10 protein-coding genes are annotated in these 16632 nt (G+C 37.1%); all 10 read left to right on the top strand.

Translation table 11 applies throughout. The features are described 5' to 3' along the window. The coding region (locus AADI82_RS01825) for a GH92 family glycosyl hydrolase (RefSeq protein WP_341214762.1) at positions 1-657 on the top strand (657 nt) is incomplete at its 5' end. Between the two features lie 232 nt (positions 658-889). Further along, entirely contained in the window at positions 890-2365 is a 1476-nt protein-coding gene (locus tag AADI82_RS01820) for an alpha-L-fucosidase (RefSeq protein ID WP_341214761.1), read from the top strand. Between the two features lie 93 nt (positions 2366-2458). Continuing rightward, positions 2459-4681: a GH92 family glycosyl hydrolase gene (locus tag AADI82_RS01815; RefSeq protein WP_341214763.1), complete on the top strand. Its 2223-nt coding sequence runs from the start codon at positions 2459-2461 to the stop codon at positions 4679-4681. Continuing rightward, the gene (locus AADI82_RS01810) at positions 4678-7323 is read left to right on the top strand and encodes a glycoside hydrolase family 3 N-terminal domain-containing protein (protein ID WP_341214760.1); all 2646 of its coding nucleotides are present in this window, start codon (positions 4678-4680) and stop codon (positions 7321-7323) included. The genes AADI82_RS01815 and AADI82_RS01810 overlap by 4 nt, the downstream gene beginning before the upstream one ends. 16 nt (positions 7324-7339) lie before the next feature. After that, on the top strand, positions 7340-9583 hold the full coding sequence (locus AADI82_RS01805) for a DUF4838 domain-containing protein (RefSeq protein WP_341214759.1): 2244 nt from the start codon (positions 7340-7342) through the stop codon (positions 9581-9583). Between the two features lie 79 nt (positions 9584-9662). Beyond that, positions 9663-10424, top strand: coding sequence for an endonuclease/exonuclease/phosphatase family protein (locus AADI82_RS01800; RefSeq protein WP_341214758.1), 762 nt, complete (start codon positions 9663-9665; stop codon positions 10422-10424). Between the two features lie 488 nt (positions 10425-10912). Further along, a complete protein-coding gene (locus tag AADI82_RS01795; protein WP_341214757.1) occupies positions 10913-12523 on the top strand; it encodes an altronate dehydratase family protein in 1611 nt (536 codons plus the stop codon). A 22-nt stretch (positions 12524-12545) separates the two neighbouring features. Beyond that, the gene (locus AADI82_RS01790; RefSeq protein ID WP_341214756.1) at positions 12546-13325 is read left to right on the top strand and encodes an SDR family oxidoreductase; all 780 of its coding nucleotides are present in this window, start codon (positions 12546-12548) and stop codon (positions 13323-13325) included. Continuing rightward, complete coding sequence (locus AADI82_RS01785; protein WP_341214755.1) at positions 13325-15127, top strand: alpha-L-fucosidase; 1803 nt, start codon at positions 13325-13327, stop codon at positions 15125-15127. Before AADI82_RS01790 ends, AADI82_RS01785 begins: the two co-directional genes overlap by 1 nt. Positions 15128-15130: 3 nt before the next feature. Next, entirely contained in the window at positions 15131-16615 is a 1485-nt protein-coding gene (locus tag AADI82_RS01780; protein ID WP_341214754.1) for an alpha-L-fucosidase, read from the top strand. The last annotated feature ends 17 nt before the right edge of the window (positions 16616-16632 follow it).

The following is a 16632-nucleotide window of genomic DNA, read 5'->3' as shown; positions in this document are numbered from 1 at the left end:
TTACATTACACATGGTCCGTTTTTCATGATACACAAGGGTTGATTGATTTAATGGGAGGAAAGGAAAACTTTGTAGCAAAATTGGATGAGGTTTTTGAAATGCCACCAGATTTTGATGATTCCTATTACGGTTTCACAATCCACGAAATTCGGGAGATGCAAATTGTAAACATGGGCAATTATGCACATGGCAACCAGCCCATTCAGCACATGATATATTTGTACAATTATGCCAATGCACCATATAAGGCACAAGAAAAGATAAGGAACGTTTTAACCAAGTTGTACAGTGCCACGCCAGACGGTTATTGTGGCGATGAAGACAACGGACAAACATCGGCATGGTACGTGTTTAGTGCATTAGGTTTTTATCCTGTAACACCTGGGGTAGATCAATACGTTATAGGTAGTCCGTTGTTTAAAAAGGTAACCCTTCATTTAGAAAACGGCAATACCTTTAAAATTTCGGCCTCTAACAATTCAAAAGAAAATGTCTTTATAGAAGGTGTTTCGTTAAACGGAAAACCATGGGATAACAGTTTTATAAATTTTGAAACCATTCAAAATGGAGGACAGTTAGAGTTTGACATGAATGCAACGCCCAATAAAGAATGGGCTAGAAAAACAGAAAACACACCCTATTCATTGAGCAAATAAAAACAGTCTCTTAGGATAATTTGCCTCCCAAAGAAAAAAAAGTATCGGTTAAAGCCTTTTAAAGTGTAGTTATTTATAAATAGAAAAAATATTTTTGAGTAAAATAAAAACAACCTTATAAAATGAGTCATAAACAGATCTTGTTACCCAACAAGATGATTATTGACGAATTAGATTCCTGCACTGAGCGAAGTCGAAGTGTGACCGATAAAAAAACAATAAATTTAAACAGATGAAAAAATTATTATTAGCAGTTTTGGTTTCTACCTATTCATTTTCTCAAGCCATTTACGAAGAAGAACGTTATGTGCCAGAAACAGATCCAGTAGTTTTAGAAAAGTTAGACCAATGGCAAGACCTTAAGTTCGGCTTGCTTATGCATTGGGGAACATACAGCCAATGGGGCATTGTAGAATCGTGGTCTCTATGTCCGGAAGAATATGGATGGTGCGAACGTACCAAGGGCAGTAATCCCGATAATTATTTTTTATACAAAAAGGAATACGAAGCGCTTCAAACCACATTTAACCCTGTTAAGTTCGATCCCGATAAATGGGCAAGTGCCGCCAAAGATGCCGGAATGAAATATGTGGTATTCACAACAAAGCACCATGACGGTTTCAGTATGTTCGACTCAAAATATACCGATTATAAAATCACTTCACCAAAAACACCTTTTTCATCGCATCCCAAAGCAAATATTGCAAAAGAAGTATTCAATTCCTTTAGAAACGAGGGCATGTGGACAGGAGCTTATTTTTCTAAGCCAGACTGGAATGTTGAAAGTTATTGGGACCCTTACTTTCCGCCAAAAGACAGAAACGTAAACTATTCACCAAGCGATTACCCAGAAAAATGGAAGGCCTATACAGACTTTACCCATAACCAGATCATGGAATTGATGACCGACTACGGAAAAATGGATATTCTATGGTTAGATGGCGGTTGGGTTGCCAAAACACCAAAAGCAGAAATTACCGAGTGGTACAAGCACACTGTTGAAAATGTAGAGGACGGCTACCTTAAGCACCGTATCATTAATCAGGATATTAAAATGGATGAACTTGTGGTCAAAGCAAGGGAAAAGCAACCTGGTTTAATTGTTGTAGATAGAGCCGTACACGGAAAAAACCAAAACTACCTAACGCCAGAGAATCGTGTTCCAGAAAAGACCTTGCCTTATCCATGGGAATCCTGTATCATTTCAGGCGGGGGCTGGTCCTATACACCAGATGCCAAATACATGAGCGGAAAGGAAGGCGTACAGATGTTGGTAGATATTGTGGCCAAAGGCGGCAACCTATTGTTAAACATCGCCCCTAGTCCAGAAGGCGAATGGCAACAAGGTGCTTACGACCTCTTAAAAGAATACGGCGATTGGATGGATGTTAACAGCAGCGCCATTTATGGTACCAAGCCCATAGCACCTTACAAAGAAAACAATATATGCATGACCCAAAATAAAGAGGGTAATGTGTTTTTATTCTATTTGGCAGATGAAGACGAAAACACCATGCCTTCAGAAATTATTGTAAAATCCATTACCCCTAAAAAAGGCACTAAAATTAGAATGTTGGGATCCAAAAAGAATCTAAAATGGGTAAAACAAAATGAAGGATTTAAAATTAGTATTCCAGAGGCATTAAGAAATAATCCTACCTCTAAATACGCTTGGACATTTAAAATTAATGCAGTTGTAAAAAAGTAATAAAAACCATTGGAGTACCCAAAACATTAAAAAAAGTACCGTAAAAAATAAACCATTTTGATAAAAACAAACAATCTATCGCATCAGGCAGTTATCATATTTTTTTGTGTGTTGGGGCATTGGGGTCTTGCACAAAAGCAGATTGATTATGTAAACCCATTTATAGGGACTTCAAATTTTGGAGCCACCAATCCGGGAGCCATTGCGCCTAGAGGGATGGTTAGCGTATCGCCTTTTAACGTTGCTGGTCCGCAAAATCTACCCTTAGAAAAAGATAGCGGTTGGCTATCCACCCCATACGTAAATGAAAATACATTCCTCACAGGATTTTCACATGTCAACCTCAGCGGTGTTGGCTGTCCCGATTTAGGAGTTATACTTACCATGCCCACCACTGGCGATCTGGAAACGGATTATAAAAAGTACGGTTCTACCCATTCCTTTGAAATTGCCAAACCGGGCTATTACGGTACGACCCTAAATAAATATAAGGTCAAGGTTGAAACTACTGCATCAACAAGAACAGGGATTTCCAAATACCACTTTCCGTCAGGAAAAGCTAACATTCTAATCAATCTAGGATTAGGTTTAACCAACGAAGAAGGCGCTATGGTAAAAATCGTTTCACCTACCGAAATTGAGGGCATGCGTAATGTAGGCTCTTTTTGTTATTACAAACCCGAAGAAGCCTATCCCGTATATTTTGTAGCCAAGTTTAGCAAACCGGCAAGCGATTATGGCGTTTGGAAGAAACCTAGAACATATTGTGGCCCAGAAGCCCAATGGATGGGGTACAATGGTAAAACACGATTGTACAAACAGTACCAAAAAGAGGTGGTTGGCGATAGCATAGGCACTTATTTTTCATACGATTTTATAGAACCCACCGAAGTAGAAGTCAAAATAGGCGTATCGTATATAAGTATTGAAAATGCGCGCGAAAACCTTGAAAAAGAAACCCAGGGACTGGCATTTATCGACATCTATAAAAATACATCAACACAATGGAACGACCTGTTGTCCAAAATTGAAGTAGAAGGCGGCTCTAAAGACGACAAAACCATTTTCTATACCGCATTATACCATACCTTAATCCATCCCAATACCTTAAATGATTACAATGGTGAATATCCGAGTATGGCAAAGCGACAAACCATGACGACACAGGACACCCGATTTACCGTGTTTTCCCTCTGGGACACCTACAGGAATCTGCATGCCCTAATGTCTTTGGTCTATCCCAAGCAACAATCGGATATGGTAAAAAGCATGCTACATATTTACGACGAAAGCGGTTGGTTGCCAAAATGGGAATTGAATGCTACCGAAACGACAACAATGGTAGGCGACCCGGCAGGAATAATTTTAGCAGACACCTACCTAAGGGGCATTAAGGATTTCGATATTGAAAAAGCCTATGAAGCCATGCGCAAAAGCGCCACCCAATTGGATGATAATCCATTGCGACCAGGTATTGAAGATTATATTAAAAAAGGATATCTATCCACCAAAACCATAGAAAGCGGATCGGTTTCCACCACGCAGGAATACAATATTTCCGATTTTGCCATAGCCCAATTGGCCAAGGCTTTGGGTAAGACAAACGATTATAAACTCTTTTCCAATAGGTCGATATCCTACAGAAAGCTATTCGACAAAACCTTAAACCTTTTACGTCCCAAAAACGACGACGGGTCATGGCATTCCCCCTTTAACCCAGATACGGGCGCAAACTTTGTAAAGAACTTTGGTTTTATTGAGGGCAACTCTTGGCAATACACCTTTATGGTTGCCCACGACACCAAATACCTGATGAAAATGATGGGAGGCAAAAAACAGTTTGTAGAAAAACTGGACGAGGTGTTTGACAAAAAACAATTCGATATGGCCAACGAGCCAGATATAGCCTATCCTTATCTTTACAATTTTGCCGAAGGTTACGAATGGAAAACACAAGAACGTGTAACCCAACTTATAAACACCTATTTTACGAACAAACCTGCCGGCCTGCCCGGAAACGACGATACAGGCACCATGTCTGCTTGGTTAATTTACAGCATGATGGGGATTTACCCCGTTTCGCCAGCAGACCCCATTTACACCATTACCAAACCCGTTTTTAACAAGATAACCATTCATTTGGATAAGCGGTATTATAAAAACGATAGCTTGGTCATTACATCCAATACCCCAGAAAATGAAGCCAACAACGCATACATTAAAGAGATTCAAATAAACGGTAAACCACATAAGAGTTATTTTATAACCCACGACACATTAATTAACGCAAACACTTTAAGTATCATTTCAAAATGAAAAGAACATTTATCTATCTATTCACATTATTAGGCTTTTTAAACACCCTTAATGCCCAGAGCACTTATCCCTATCAAAATCCCAAACTTCCTGTAGAAGAACGGATTAAGGATCTTTTAAGCCGAATGAGCTTAGAGGAAAAAGTACGCCAGATGGACATGTACAAAGGTCCCGATTTTAAGGAAAATGAAGCGTTTTCAAAAGAAAAAACAATACAACAACTAGGCGATTTGGGCGTAGGAGCAATCCATGATCTATATCCGCGTTCGGCAAAGACCATTAATGATTTGCAAGACCATGTTATTAAAACCAACAGATGGGGCATTCCTGCGCTTATTATGTGCGAAATGCTTCATGGGTATTTAGGAGAAGGAGGAACGGCATTCCCTATGAATATTGGACTTGGAGCAACATGGGATACCGATTTAATGCAACAGGTAGGTCGTGTAATAGGCACCGAAGCCCGTGCTCATGGTGTGCATTACGGATTGGGGCCCGTATTAGGTGTGGGCAGGGAACCACGATGGGGCAGAGTAGCAGAAACATTTAGCGAAGATGCTTATTTGGCGGGCGAAATAGGATTGGCCATGGTAAAGGGCATTCAGGGCGACACCTTAGCATCAGATAATGCCATAGTAGCCGAACCTAAGCATTTTGCAGTTCATAGTTATCCGCAGGCTGGCGGGAATTCATCTCCAGTTATTGTTGGCGAACGCACCGCTCGTGAAGACTTTTTATCTGTTTTCGAAAAAGCTTATGTAAAAGGAGGAGCATTGGGAGCCATGTGCGCCTATTCGGAGTTAGATGGGGTTCCTTGTGCCGTAAACCACTGGTTATTAACTGATGTCTTGAGAGATGAATGGGGCTTCAAAGGGATTGTCATTTCCGATTTGGGAGCCATAAAATATGTGCAGACCACACATTATGTAACAAGTTCGCCAAAGGAGAGCATTCAAGAAGCCGTTAAAGCAGGCGTCGATATGCAATTTTATGATTTCTCAACCACATTTTGGCAAAACACCATTATCGAACTTGTTAAGGAAAACAAACTGAGCATGGAGCATATAGACCGTGCGGCTGGAGGCGTTTTAAGGCTGAAGTTTTTACTTGGCCTTTTCGAAAACCCTTATACCAATCAGAAGTTAATAGACGAACGGTTTCATTCACAAGCGCATCAGGACATTGTTTTAGAAGCAGGGCATAAATCCATTTGTTTGTTAAAAAATCAAGATAACGCTTTACCACTTAGCAAAACATTAAAAACCATTGCTGTAATAGGGCCTAATGCCGATGCTTCACGATTAGGAGGCTATTCCGTTAGAGAAAAAACAGGAACAACGGTTTTGGAGGGCATCAAACAAGTAGTTGGAAAAGATACGGATGTACTATATCATGAAGGTGTTCCATTGATTGTAAAGGGACAGGCCATACCAACGTCATGCTTATTGACTCCAGATCAGTCTGAAAGTGGACTCAAAGGGGAATATTTTAATAACATGAATTTAGAAGGCGATCCTGTGCTGACACGCATAGATAAGCAAGTGGAATTTGATTGGCCTTGGTCTCCCGGAGACGGTGTGAATGATGACCAAATTTCGGTGCGTTGGACAGGCTTTATAAAATCGAAAACACCTTTTGACGGTTGGATAGGATTAAGTTCGGACGACGGCATTCGTATGTGGATAGACGATGTATTGGTTATTGATAATTGGAAAAAAGGAGGCACCAATATTGTTACTACGCCAATGAAGGTAGAAGCTGGAAGAGCATATAAAGTGCGTATAGAACTATGGGAAGGCGGTTGGGGCGCCAGAGCACATTTGCGTTGGAATTTAGAAAAGGTAAACATGCAACCTGCCATAGACATCGCTAAAAAAGCCGATGTAGCGATTGTGGTTTTGGGAGAGTCTCGGGAGTTGGTAGAAGAAAATAGAGATGTTGCCACACTGGATCTGCATGGGGTGCAAAACGATTTTATAAAGGCCATTTACGAAACAGGCACACCAGTAATCTGTGTGCTTTTAAACGGTAGGCCACTCTCCATAAATTGGATTCAAAACAATGTTTCGGCCATAGTTGAAGGATGGTTTCCAGGAGAAGCAGGCGGTAAAGCCGTAGCCGATGTTCTTTTTGGAGATTATAATCCCGCAGGACGGATTCCCATCACATTTCCAAAATCTGTTGGTCAATTGCCCATATATTACAACCAAAAACCTTCAGCAATTCACAGATATGTTACAGAAAGCGAAGACCCTCTATATGCCTTTGGCCATGGATTAAGCTATACCACATTTAGCTATTCCAATTTACAATTAAGTAGCCAAAGCATAAAAGCGGACGAAACCTTAACGGTAACAGTAGATGTAAAGAATACTGGGGATTATGATGGTGAAGAGGTCGTGCAATTATACATTAACGACATGTACAGTAGTGTTACAACACCTAGAAAAACTTTAAAAGGGTTTAAACGTGTTGGAATAAAAAAAGGGGAAACCAAAAAAATCACATTTAAACTTACACCAGAAGAACTTGCCATTTGGGATATAAACATGGAAAAAACCGTAGAACCCGGAGAATTTCAAGTTATGGTAGGTGGTAACTCCAAAGATTTAATAAAAACATCCTTCAATGTTGTAGAATAAACTAAACGTAACACCCATGAAATATAAGCAGACAAACCATCGCATTAAAATACTTAAACCGTCATGGGTGTTCCTTTTTATCACTTTTTTAGCATGCTCTTGTAAAGAAAGTACACATTTAAAATTAACAGAAAACGGCACATCCAATTACGAAATAGTTTTTCTTGATAAAGCGAACCAAAGTCAGTACGAATCTGCTGAAATCCTTCAAAGCTATATCAAAAAAATCAGTGGAGTTACTTTGGATTTGGTAGCTAAAGAGGCGCAGCATTCAGACAAGCATAAAATTTATGTAGGAAGCATAATAGATGATAGCTTAAAAAAAGAACAAATCATCATTAAAGAAGAAAACAAAAACCTGATTATAAATGGAGGATCGGATGCATCCGTTCGCTATGCGGTCTATCATTTTTTAGAAGACTTTTTAGGATGCAAATGGCTATCGCCAGAAACCGAATACATCCCCACTTCAAATGCATTAAGCCTACCGCTGCCAATTAATTACAACTATAATCCGGAGATAAAGACCCGTACCGTCCATTCCAAACTATTCTATGAAAATCCAGATTTTGCCAATAAACAAAAAGTAACCCAAGAAGCTTTCCCTCATTATGTTCCAAAGGGCAGGGTACATACCTTTCATAGATTTTTGCCCGAAGAACAATTTTATAAATCACATCCAGAGTATTACGCCCTAAGAAATGGTAAGCGTCTCCCTACCCAATTATGTCTTACAAATACCGAGGTATTGCAAATTGTAAAGGATTCGGTACGCTCATTATTTCAACAATATCCGCAAGCTTCGGTAATTTCGGTAAGCAGTAACGATAACACACAGTATTGTACCTGTGACAATTGCAGTAAAATAGATGAAGAGGAAGGCAGCCACTCGGGAACCATGATTCGGTTTGTTAATGAAGTCGCTAAGGAATTTCCCAACAAAACCATTTCTACATTAGCCTATCAATACACTAGAAAACCTTGTAAAACAAAACCTTTAAGTAATGTCCTGATTACGCTATGCTCTATTGAATGCGACCGAAGCGCCCCCATAACCGAAAAGTGCACCGATTTTGCCAATGACCTAAGGGGCTGGAGCCAACTTACCGATAATATCCGTATCTGGGATTACACCACTCAGTTTACTAACTTTTTGGCACCATTCCCAAATGTGTACAGCCTTCAACCCAACATACAGTTTTTTAGGGACAACCATACCAAATGGGTTTTTGAGCAACATAGCCACAATCCCAGCGAACTATTCGAATTACGATCTTATTTAATGGCTAAATTACTTTGGAATCCTGATAGTAATGTAGACGATATTATTTTAGAATTCACCAATGCCTATTACCAAGAAGCAGGCCCTTTCGTTAAAGAATATATCGATACCATCCATAACGAAATACAGAAACACCCCGATTTCTTTTTGTTTTTATACGGCGATCCGTCCCAAGCCTTTAATGCTTATTTGAATCCAGAACTATTAAAGCAGTACATAACCTTTTTCGATAAAGCCGAAAAAGCCGTAATCAACAAACCCCAAGTTTTAAAACGTGTTAAAGAAGCACGATTGGGAATAGACTATGCCACTTTAGAAGCTTGCCGAAAAAATGTATCGCAACAATACCGCTTAACCCAAACCGAGTACGTATCGGCATTGCTTGAAAACTTTAAGAACACTTGCGATACGGCCAACATAACCTTGATGAACGAAATGGGCTATACCGTAACCGATTATTACAATGCTTTTTTAAAGACCATTACAGCGGCAAACAAACCCAATAAAGCATCAGGAAAACCAGTTACTCTATTGACCAAACCAAAAAAATATGCCAAGGAAGACCCCCAGGCGTTAACCGATGGCGCTTTGGGTGGCAGCAATTTCTACTCCAATTGGTTAGGTTTTGAGGGCAATCATTTAGAGGCCATCGTCGATTTAGAAGCACCTCAAAATATCTCGACCGTTTCTATGGCTTTTTTACAAGTTACCAACCATATTGTATTTTTCCCCGCTAAAGTTGCTTATTATGGCTCCCTTGATGGTAAAACATATCATAAACTGGGCGAAGTAGCAAATGCATATCCCTTGAACAAAAAAAGCAAGGTAAACGACATACAATACTTTGATTTGGATATACCATCAACAGTGCTAAGATACCTGAAAATTAAAGCTGAAAATTTAACTAAAGCCCCATATTGGCACCATGCCGCTAGTCTACCATCGTGGGTATTTGCAGACGAAGTAATTATAAATTAAACCATCAATGAAAAAGTATTACATCTTATTAATTTCAATGTTTTTATCGAATATCTTGCTTGCCCAAACCTATAAGGTCATGACCTACAATATACGCTATGACGACCCTAACGGTGGTGATATTGCGTGGTCCAACCGAAAAGCGTTTTTAAGCAACCAAATACAATTTTACGAACCTGATATTTTTGGCATACAAGAAGGCCTATACCACCAAGTCACATATTTAGATAGTGTATTGGTCGATTATAACTATATAGGTGTTGGTAGGGATGATGGAAAAACCAAAGGGGAATTCAGTGCTATATTTTTTAATAAAGAAAAGTTTAATATTTTAAATGAAGGAACATTTTGGTTAAGTGAAACTCCTAGTAAAATTTCTGTTGGTTGGGACGCTTACATAGAGCGTATCTGTACTTATGGATGGTTTGAAGATAAATTTACAAAACAACAATTTCTTGTTTTTAATACGCATTTTGATCATATAGGAACATTAGCAAGAGTAAATAGCGTAGCACTAATTCTTAAAAAGATAGCAGAATTAAATACGGCTAATCTGCCTGTAATTGTAATGGGAGATTTTAATTTAAAACCAGAAGAAAAGCCTGTTCAGCTACTTTTAGAAACCTTGAATGATTCCAAACAAGTAAGTAAATTTAAGCCTTTTGGGCCAATAGGAACATTTAATGGGTTTAAATTTAATACGCCAGTTTTGGATAGGATTGATTATATTTTTACAAGTAAAGAAAATATAAAAGTATTAAAATATGCTGTGTTAAGCGATTCTGAAAATTGCAAATATCCGTCGGATCATTTACCTGTTATTATTGATATAAAACTTTAAGTAGATTAAATTAATTAAAGACATAAAAAATGCAAAATTATATTGTATCACAACTAGTCATGGTGTGCATAGTGGATGAAACGAATTTATAAAAATTAAAGTAGTGTTTCTTTTGATAACCCATTAGCGTTAGACACTATATCCGTGGAGAGAAGATTACGCATCGTTCAGGCGATGTAAAAAAAAAGAAACTCATCAACTTAAAATGTAAATTCCATACACTCTTGTATGTGGTTGTAAATCAAATTATTAACTAGTGTTTGCGCATATAATATATGAAGAATAATGTCATTAACAAATCTTAAATCCAGCTTTACTGCAAAAAAAGTATTAGTTAAGGTCTTTTAAATGTTAGGGGGATGTGTGGCAGATACTTATTTTTGTTGATGAAGTACCTTTAAACGATACAAACAAATATCATAAAAGCTTAAACGACTTCAAAAATCTCATCAAAAGAGATAAATAGCAACTAACAAGATAGTAACAAATTGAGAAATAATTTAATAATATCTCCATCAGATAATGTTGCGGTAGCATTATCAAATATTAGCAAAGGATCTAAGTTATTAGTTAAAGGAAAAGAGATTCTTGTTATTGAAGATATACCTGTAAAACATAAATTTACTTTACAACCGTTCAATATAGGAGAAGTTATTACCATGTATGGTGTGCCAGTTGGTAAAGCCACAAAGACTATAGCAGAAGGTGCTTTAATAACCACAGAAAACCTAAAACACATTGCTGCACCGTATCAATATAAACGGGTTAATTACCAATATGAAAAACCTTTTATAAACGGTTTAGCTGAAAAAACATTTTTAGGTTATCATAGAAAAGACGGTCAAGTAGGTACAGCAAATTATTGGATTTTCATACCCATGGTGTTCTGCCAAAACCGAAATTTAAAAGTGTTAAAAGAAGCTTTTGAAGCAGAATTAGGTTTTAAAAAAGAAAACCCTTACCGACTAAAATTGCGAAGTTTAGTTAATGGAGGAGAAGATGCTCTTTATGAAGAAGAAAAGCTATCACAAAAAGTATTTAAAAACATTGATGGTATTAAGTTTTTAACTCACGAAGGTGGTTGCGGAGGCACAAAAGATGATGCTCAAGCTTTAGTAAATTTACTGGCGGGGTACATTAAAAATCCAAATGTGGCAGGGGCCACTGTATTAAGTTTAGGATGCCAACATGCACAAATAAGTATGCTGCAAGAGGCGCTACAAGATTGTTTTATTACAGATAAACCTGTATTGTATTTTGAGCAACAACAATATACAACAGAAAATGAAATGCTATCGGAAGCATTAAAAGATACTTATAAAGCATTGCAAAAAGCTAACGAAATAAAAAGGCAACCTGCACCTTTAAGTAAGCTAAGTATTGGCTTAGAGTGTGGAGGGTCTGATGGTTTTTCTGGAATTACAGCAAATCCTCTTATAGGTGTTGTATCAGATAAAATTAATGCCGTTGGAGGAAGAAGTATTTTGTCTGAATTTCCCGAATTATGTGGTGTAGAGCAAGATTTAATTGATAGATGTCCAACCGAAGAGGTCGCTAATAAATTTATGCATATTATGGAACGCTATAGCGATCAAGCCGAAAAGGTAGGTTCTGGTTTTGATATGAATCCATCTCCCGGTAACGTTAGAGATGGTTTAATTACCGATGCCATAAAATCTGCTGGAGCTGCAACTAAAGGCGGTAGAAGCCCTATTGCAGATGTTATCGATTATGGTGAATATGCTACAAAACAAGGCTTAAATTTACTGTGTACACCAGGAAACGATGTAGAATCCACAACGGGTTTGGCAGGTTTTGGAGCAAATATTATATTGTTTTCGACAGGATTAGGCACACCAACAGGAAATGCAATTTGCCCAGTTATTAAAATATCGTCAAACTCAATGCTGCCAGCAAAAATGAAAGATATTATAGATTTTGATGCAGGACGATTAATTTCTGAACAAAAAAGTCAAGAAGAACTTTCAGGAGAATTAATCGATTTAATTATTGAAGTAGCAAGCGGAAGGCATCAAACCTGTGCAACAAAATTAGGTCAAGATGATTTTATACCTTGGAAAAGAGGAGTATCACTATAAAAAATAAATAAAACAAAAAATAATGTCAAAGTTTAGTTTAGAAGGAAAATCGGCAATTATTACAGGTGGAGCAAGTGGTATAGGAAAGGCCATTTCTACAACCTTTGCGCAACAAGGGGCGCATATTTACATATTAGAATTTAATAAAGAAAGTGGCGAACAAACGGTTGCAGAAATTAAGAATGGAGGAGGTCAAGCCTATTTTTACCAATGCGATGTTTCCAATCATGAGCAAGTAAAAGAAGTTATAAATACAATTACTAAAAATAATAAGATAGATATTTTAGTAAACAATGCAGGTATTGCACACGTTGGAAATGTAGAAAATACAGAAGAATCAGATTTAGACCGAGTATATAACGTAAACGTAAAAGGGATTTACAATTGTATTTATGCAATAATACCCAAAATGAAAGCACAAGGCGGGGGCGTTATTATTAACATGGCATCTATTGCATCATCGGTAGGTATATCAGATCGCTTTGCGTATTCCATGTCTAAGGGAGCTGCTTTAACCATGACATATTCTGTAGCTAAAGATTACGTAAATAATAACATCCGTTGTAATTGTATTTCGCCAGCAAGAGTACATACTCCGTTTGTCGATGGGTTTATTAAGAAAAATTATCCAGGAAAAGAAGATGAAATGTTCGATAAATTGTCGAAAACTCAACCTATCGGAAGAATGGGAAAACCCGAAGAAATAGCAAACTTAGCATTGTATTTATGTTCGGACGAAGCATCATTTATAACAGGTACCGATTTTCCTATTGATGGAGGCTTTATTAAACTAAATGGATAATGATTAGAAAAAGTGTTTTATTGGTTTGCATTTGTTTTTTATTGATAACAACGGCTTTTGCGCAACAAAAAACAGAGGAAGATTATATTAAAAATATTAGCGAGCGCCCATATCCAGAGTGGTTTAAAGATGCTAAATTAGGTATTTTTATCCATTGGGGATTATACTCGGTGCCAGCTTATGGAGGCAAAGAATCTTACTCCGAATGGTTTTTAAGAGGCATTCAGACTAAAGACTCTTTGCGAACCAATTTTATGAAAAACACTTATGGAGAACATTTTACCTATAAAGATTTTGCACCATTATTTAAAGCCGAATTATTTAATCCAGATGAATGGGCAACATTATTTAAAAATGCAGGAGCAAAATATGTAATGCTTGTAAGTAAGCATCATGATGGTTATGCATTATGGCCTAGTAAATATAATAGAAACTGGAATAGTGTAGATGTTGGTCCCAAAAGAGATTTGGTAGGAGAATTAACCAAATCTGTTCGTAAATCAGGGCTAAAAATGGGACTGTATTATTCGCTTGCCGAATGGAATCATCCATTACACCGTTGGTACACCGATCCGCACGATAGCATAGGCTCCTATGTTAAAGAGTACATGATTCCTCAGTTTAAAGAATTAATTTCTACTTATAAACCATCAATACTTTTTGCAGATGGCGAGTGGTATAATACCGCAAAACAATGGCATTCGGCAGAATTAATAGATTGGTATTATAAAGTAGTTGGTGATGATGCTATAGTTAATAACCGATGGGGACATGGGCTAGATGTTGGCTATTTAACACCAGAATACAGTGCAGGTATAAAAGTAACCGATAGACCTTGGGCAGAAGTAAGGGGGTTAGGACGCTCTTTCGGGTTAAATAGAAATGAAGATTTAGAAGCTTACGGTACCTCTCAGGATCTTATTCATCGGTTTGTGCAAACAGTTGCCAATGGTGGGGGTATGATTTTAAATGTTGGACCTAAAGCCGATGGACAAATTCCGCTTATTCAGCAAGAACGATTAATTCAATTAGGAAACTGGCTTAAAATTAATGGCGATGCTATTTATGGCGCAGAACCTTTTTCTATTAAAGAAGAAGAAAAAGAAGTGGCTTTTACCAGAATAGATAACCAAATAAACTTCAATTGGGTTAGAAACTCTCCTATGAAAGGAATTAAAGAAGATGATTTTCAAGTAGAATGGAACGGCTATATAGAAGTACCAAAAACCGATACTTACTTTTTTGAAATTAAAGCTGATGATGAAGCTGCTGTATACATAAATGATGTACTAGTAATAAATCAAAATTATACAGCAACAGGCTCACAATCTGAAGTTATGGAAGCAAAGACTAGTGCGTCATCAACAGGTCAAATAAAATTAAAACGTGGCGATTTATACAAGATTCAAATAAAATATAGAGAGAAAAAGCAAAATGCATCTATCGCGTTATTTTGGAATACAAAAAACGTAGCGAAGCAATTGGTTCCAACTTCTGCCTTGTTTTTAGACCAAGAAAAATCAAGAAATGGTATAAAAGGAAGTTATTCCTCTCTAAAAACATATTTATGTTATACGCAAAACAATGGGGATATTTATGCTACTAGTTTTGAATGGCCAGAAAATGAATTGATTTTAAGTATTCCCAATCCAGGTGAAAATGCTAAAGTAAAATTATTAGGAGTAGATAAAAATTTAACATGGAATTATTCTAATGGAAAAATGTATATTAATACCAAAAGTATTAAGTATGCAGAAATGCCATCACACGATGCATGGACTTTTAAAATCTATGAAAATTAAATTATGAATAGTTCAAAAAAAAATATTCTAATAATAGCTATTCTTCTCTTAGTCTCTAATGGCTTGCTTAATGGGCAAAGCAAATATCAACCAACTTGGGAATCATTAGATGCGCGCCCCATTCCAAAATGGTTTCAAGATGCTAAATTTGGTGTTTTTATCCATTGGGGGCCTTATTCTGTTCCGGCATGGTCTCCTAAAGGAACGTATTCTGAGTGGTACCAATATTGGTTGCAAAGTGAATCGCTTTTTGGAAATGGAACGTTTGAAGGTGATGAAGTAGCTAATTTTCATAAAAAAACGTATGGAGATCACTTTTCTTATTACAATTTTGGAGATATGTTTAAAGCCGATTTATTTAAACCAGATGAATGGGCTAAACTATTTGAAAAATCTGGAGCAAAATATATTGTGCTAACCTCAAAGCACCATGATGGTTATACTTTGTGGCCTAGTAAAGAGGCAAATGATAGAGGGTTTGCATGGAATAGCGTTGAAGTTGGCTCTAAACGCGATTTGGTTGGAGAACTTTCTGAAGCAGTAAAAAAAACAGATGTTAAAATGGGATTGTACTATTCGCTCTACGAGTGGTATCACCCATTGTGGTTAAATGATAGAGAACGGTTTGTTGATGAGCATTTTTTACCACAAATAAAAGATTTAGTAAAAAACTATAAACCAGATATCTTATGGGCCGATGGCGAATGGGATATGGAAGATGAAAAATGGAAGTCTAAAGAATTTTTAGCATGGCTTTTTAATGAATCTTCTGTTAAAGAATCGGTTGTTGTAAATGATAGATGGGGTAAAGGTATAAGGAAAAAACATGGTGGGTATTTTACGACTGAATATGAAGCAGCAACCCCAGAATTTGATAAACCTTGGGAAGAATGTCGTGGTATGGGCTTCTCATTTGGATATAATCAAAATGAAGATATTCAAGATTATAATTCACCAAAAGCATTAGTACTTAACTTAATAAATATAGTAAGCACAGGAGGGAATTTATTATTAGATATAGGACCAGACGGACGCGGAAGTATTCCTGTAATTATGCAAGAACGATTGTTGCAAATAGGAGCATGGCTAGAGACAAACGGAGAGGCTATTTACGGAACAACACCTTGGAACAATTCTTTTCAATGGTCGTTAAAAGGTAAAAAAAACTACAAACCTAAACAACATTACTTGGGCGGCGATGTCATATTAAAACAAACCATAAACCCCGAACCTGGTTTTGCGGTAAAAGAAATTTTCTTTACTCAAAATGAAGAGGCTTATTTTGCAATAATCCCAAAATGGAACTCACAAGTGATAATTAGAGATTTTAAACCTTCTTATCAACCAGAAATAAAATTATTGGCAACAGGAGAATCTTTAAAAGGAATACAAAAAGGAGCTGACTTTGTTATAGATATGCCTTCGTATTTACCTAATAAATTTAAAGAAAGCGATACTTATGCTTATTCAATAAAAATTACCAAATAGATTTATTATTTTATCCT

The organism is uncultured Wocania sp., from assembly GCF_964021735.1.
Classification (GTDB): Bacteria; Bacteroidota; Bacteroidia; order Flavobacteriales; family Flavobacteriaceae; genus Wocania_A.
Note: the sequence above shows the minus strand (reverse complement) of the source record. Positions and strands in the feature narration are given on the sequence as shown.